We start from the raw sequence: 4252 nt of genomic DNA, 5'->3' as shown, positions 1-4252 counted from the left end.
TTATTATATTCGCTCTACAAATCAAAAACTATGAAAAATAGAATAAAAGAAAGGCTTAATCAAATTGCTGATTATATGGCTATTGAAATAAAAAAGCACCAGAATAAAAACGCCTTAGGTCTATATAATGGAGAATTTGGGATATTATTATTCCTTTTTTATTATTCAAGGTACTCAAAAGATCCTCGATTTATTTCTTTAGCAGAAACATATTCTGAAACATTAGTAGATAGACAACTAAAAAAGATTAATTCTCATACCTTCTGTAGCGGACTTTCCGGCATACTATATTTATTTGAATTTTTCCGTAGGAATAATTTTATTAATATAGATATTAGTGAGACTCAAGATGAATTAGAAAATTATCTCATAATTAGAATGCAAAAAGATATACACAACCAGCATTATGATTTTATGCATGGAGCCTTAGGGGTTGGTTTGTATTTCTTAGAAAAAAAAAGAAGACCGGAAGTTATACTAGAACTTATTGAGTATTTATTTAATACAGCTGAAAAAAGTACAAATAGTATTCTCAAATGGAAATCTATTATAGACTATGATAAAGGGACAGAAGGGTATAATATTTCTTTATCTCATGGCATTTCGAGTATAATTATTTTTCTTATCCGTGTCCTTGAGAATAATATACATTCTCAATTTGTGACAAGTATGCTGGAAGGTGCTGTAAATTATCTATTTACACAGGAGATAAATAACAATAAGTATGGATCATTTTATCCTCCGATGTCAACAGAAAACTCTCAGTTATTTGGAAGAAGCAGGATAGGTTGGTGTTATGGAGATTTGGGAGTGGCTATAGCAATAAGAAAAGCGGGTTTGATATTAAACAGAAAAGAATGGATAGATAAAAGCTTAGAAGTTTTACTTCATACAACCAAACGCCTCTCTCCCTCTGAAACAAACGTTATTGATGCTGGATTATGTCACGGGAGTGCTGGTAATGCCATGATATTCCGTCACCTGTATTTGGAAACAGGAATGATCGAATTTTCCAATGCTACCAATTATTGGATTGAGAAAACTTTAGACTTATCTATTTTTGATGATGGACTTGCTGGTTATAAAAGTTATCAACTAGGTGGATGGAGAAATGATTCTTCTCTATTAACTGGTATTCCTGGAATAGGATTAGTATTTATATCTTATTTGTTGGATGACCATCAAAATTGGGACAGTATGTTTTTATTATAATAGAGAAATCCGAAAATCTTTAAGAGTAGGAAAATAATTCAATTATTATTATTATGAAAAAATTAACGTTAAAAAAAGAAACTATTGTAAATCTCAACAACGAGGAAATGAATAACTTAAGAGGTGGAGCTATTGACCCTGAATATCCAGGCCAACGTACAAAAGCTGCTGATGGTTGTATCACAATTGCTGTTGGAAATTGTATTAGACCAAGTGTGAATGCTGCATTAGATTGTAATATGACAGAAACGCAATGTGTCAGTGGTAGTATTCCTACTAATCCTCCTTATGAGAGTGCAAATAATTATGATTGTTTAGGCAGAGATTAAATAAACTAGAAGGTTTTCAATTACAAAAAAAAAAATTGAAAACCTTCCGAAAACAACTTTAAAATCAAACACTAATCACTTATGCGCTATAGAGCTTTTCAATCTTTTGTCTTAAGGACTCCATTACTATCTTTTACTGAATTGGACTTTCTTCTAAAAGATAAAGAAACTCTTTTATCTAAACTTATAGAACCGAAAGTGCAAGAAGCTATTAGGTTAGCTTCTCCTATTCTACATAAAGAACTGCAGAAACTTCTAGATGAAAAAGCCTCCGACACGAAAGAATATAAACGAATATTGTATTCGATAGAACGATATATCAGTCGAATGTCAACCCGCTGTACGCCTTTCGGCCTATTTGCGGGATGTTCTATAGGGACAATAGAAAATCATACAAATATAGAGCTAAATGATACAATAAGCCGAAAGACTCGTCTAGATATGTATTATTTATGTACATTATACGATGCTCTGATAAAAATGCCTGATGTAAGGTTTAATATAAAATTTTATCCAAATTCAAGCCTTTATTCAATTGGAAAAAAATATCGATATGTAGAACACAAATACATTGGAATGCGAAGATTGTATCAAATATCTGAAGTTGAACATTCCATTTATTTGAACCGTGTTTTAAAATTATCACAATCAGGTACTGATATAAAAATTATAATGGAGAGTCTTGTCAGCGAGGAGATATCAGAGACCGAGGCTTTATATTTCATAAATGAGCTTATAGATTCTCAAATCTTGGTTGGGGAATTAAATCAAGTGGTTACAGGTGGAGATTATCTTCATCGTCTCATAGACTTGTTGAAGAATACAGGCGAAACATCTGTACATCCTTTATTAGAGTATATTAAAAAATTAATAACCAAATTAGACTCTCAGGAGGAAAACAACAAGAAGAATATATACGATGAAATAATACAAAATTTGAACAAAATAGATGTTCCTTATGAAGAAAAATTTCTTTTTCAAACCGATATGTTCCGAGATACAGATACTTCTTTGCTAGGAACAGATGTTATTAGCGAACTAGAATCGACAATGGGATTTTTAAATAAAATTTCATTAGGAAATAACACTAAGAATACTACATTGTCTCAATTTCAAAAGGATTTTTATGACCGTTATGAAGATAGAGAGATCCCTTTGTTAGAAGCTTTAGATCCTGAGTTTGGTATTGGTTATCCATCAAAAAAGAATGATAAAACCATATCCCCTCTAGTTGATAATCTATATATCCCAGCAAATATCAAACATCAAAATACTACTCTTGATTGGTTTCGATCTGTTTTATTAAAAAAGACAATCGAATGTTTGAATCAAAATAAAGAAGATATTGTCTTTTCAGATGATGATGTAGTGGGTATATCCTCGTCATGGGATGATTTACCTTCTAGCATTTCGGCTTTTGTGGAAGTAATAAGAGCAAATTCAGAAGATATTTTAATTAATCTAAAATCGTGTGGTGGTAATTCTGCAGCTAATTTATTAGCACGTTTTGCTCATATTGATGAACGGATTCATCAACTAATAAAAGATATTACTAAAAAAGACCAGGAATTAACAGCAAATAGCATTCTGGCAGAGATTGTGTATCTGCCAGAAGCCAGGACTGGAAACATTCTTTATCGCCCACATATCAGGGAGTACGAAATACTTTATATGACTAGTTCGGATCTTCCTCCAAAGCAATTAATATATCCATCAGACCTTGTTTTATCAATTAAAAAAGAAAAGCTTGTTATATATTCAAAGAAATTAAAAAAACAAATAATTCCTCGTTTAACAACAGCTCATAGCTATTATAATAACCCAATGCCAATATATCGCTTTTTATGTGATATGCAAATGCAAACAGGAAGAAGTAGCATATTCTTTAGTTGGGGACAACTAACCAATGAGTTTCCTTTTCGTCCACGAGTTAGATATAAAAATACAATATTATCACCTGCATCTTGGTCTATAAAAATAAAAGATATGAATTATCTTTTTGTTATAGAAGCCGACATCTTAATATTTGAACTTGAGAAATGGAGAAAAAAAATGGCTCTACCACCTTATGTGTTGATGCAGGACAATGACAATGAATTATTTGTTGATTGGAATAATTTATTAAGCATACATTCTTTATTTTCTATTATTAAAAATAGACTATCTGTAACATTTATAGAATTTCTTTTTGAACCAGAAAATGCAGTTGTAAAAAAAGGAAGTAATACTTATTTGAATGAGTTTATTATAGCTTTTCATAAAGAAAAAATATGAAATTAGTTCAACGTACATTTATACCTGGAAGCAGGTGGATATATTTTAAATTATATGTGGGTAATAATACCGCAGATAAAGTATTAAGTCATCACATAACCTATATTATAAATAATATAAAAAAAAAGAAAATTATTGATAAATGGTTCTTTGTTCGTTATTCAGATTCAGATTTTCATATAAGAATAAGAATACTTCTTAAAGACGAAGCTTATATAGGAGAAGTAATTAATCTATTCTATAAAAGGCTTAGATCATTAGTACAAAGTAATCTTATTTGGAAAATGCAATTAGATACATACAATAGAGAATTGGAACGATATAGTAACAAGTTAATAGAAGTTGCAGAATCTATCTTCTTCCATGATAGTGAATGTACTTTATCCATTATAAAAAAACTTGAGAACGAAGACCATCGATGGATGATTTCATTAAAA

4 protein-coding genes are annotated in these 4252 nt (G+C 30.4%); all 4 read left to right on the top strand.

Going from position 1 to position 4252, the window contains the following annotated elements:
* A partial coding sequence (locus tag HGC4_RS07240; RefSeq protein WP_221406867.1) for a lanthionine synthetase C family protein occupies positions 1-1212 on the top strand: 1212 nt, incomplete at its 5' end.
* 53 nt (positions 1213-1265) lie between these two features.
* The gene (locus tag HGC4_RS07235; protein WP_050709457.1) at positions 1266-1541 is read left to right on the top strand and encodes a class I lanthipeptide; all 276 of its coding nucleotides are present in this window, start codon (positions 1266-1268) and stop codon (positions 1539-1541) included.
* A gap of 81 nt (positions 1542-1622) precedes the next feature.
* On the top strand, positions 1623-3815 hold the full coding sequence (locus HGC4_RS07230; RefSeq protein ID WP_050709456.1) for a lantibiotic dehydratase family protein: 2193 nt from the start codon (positions 1623-1625) through the stop codon (positions 3813-3815).
* Positions 3812-4252, top strand: a 441-nt coding sequence (locus HGC4_RS07225) for a thiopeptide-type bacteriocin biosynthesis protein (protein ID WP_221406866.1), incomplete at its 3' end; no start/stop codon positions are given. The genes HGC4_RS07230 and HGC4_RS07225, both read left to right, overlap by 4 nt.

This window comes from Dysgonomonas sp. HGC4 (assembly GCF_001261715.1).
GTDB lineage: Bacteria > Bacteroidota > Bacteroidia > Bacteroidales > Dysgonomonadaceae > Dysgonomonas_A.
This window is presented reverse-complemented; position numbering and strand designations above follow the sequence as displayed.

Excerpts from the sequence above, each read along its gene's own strand:
- HGC4_RS07235 (WP_050709457.1), top strand. The coding sequence starts at position 1,266 with ATGAAAAAATTAACGTTAAAAAAAGAAACTATTGTAAATCTCAACAAC.
- HGC4_RS07230 (WP_050709456.1), top strand. The coding sequence starts at position 1,623 with ATGCGCTATAGAGCTTTTCAATCTTTTGTCTTAAGGACTCCATTACTA.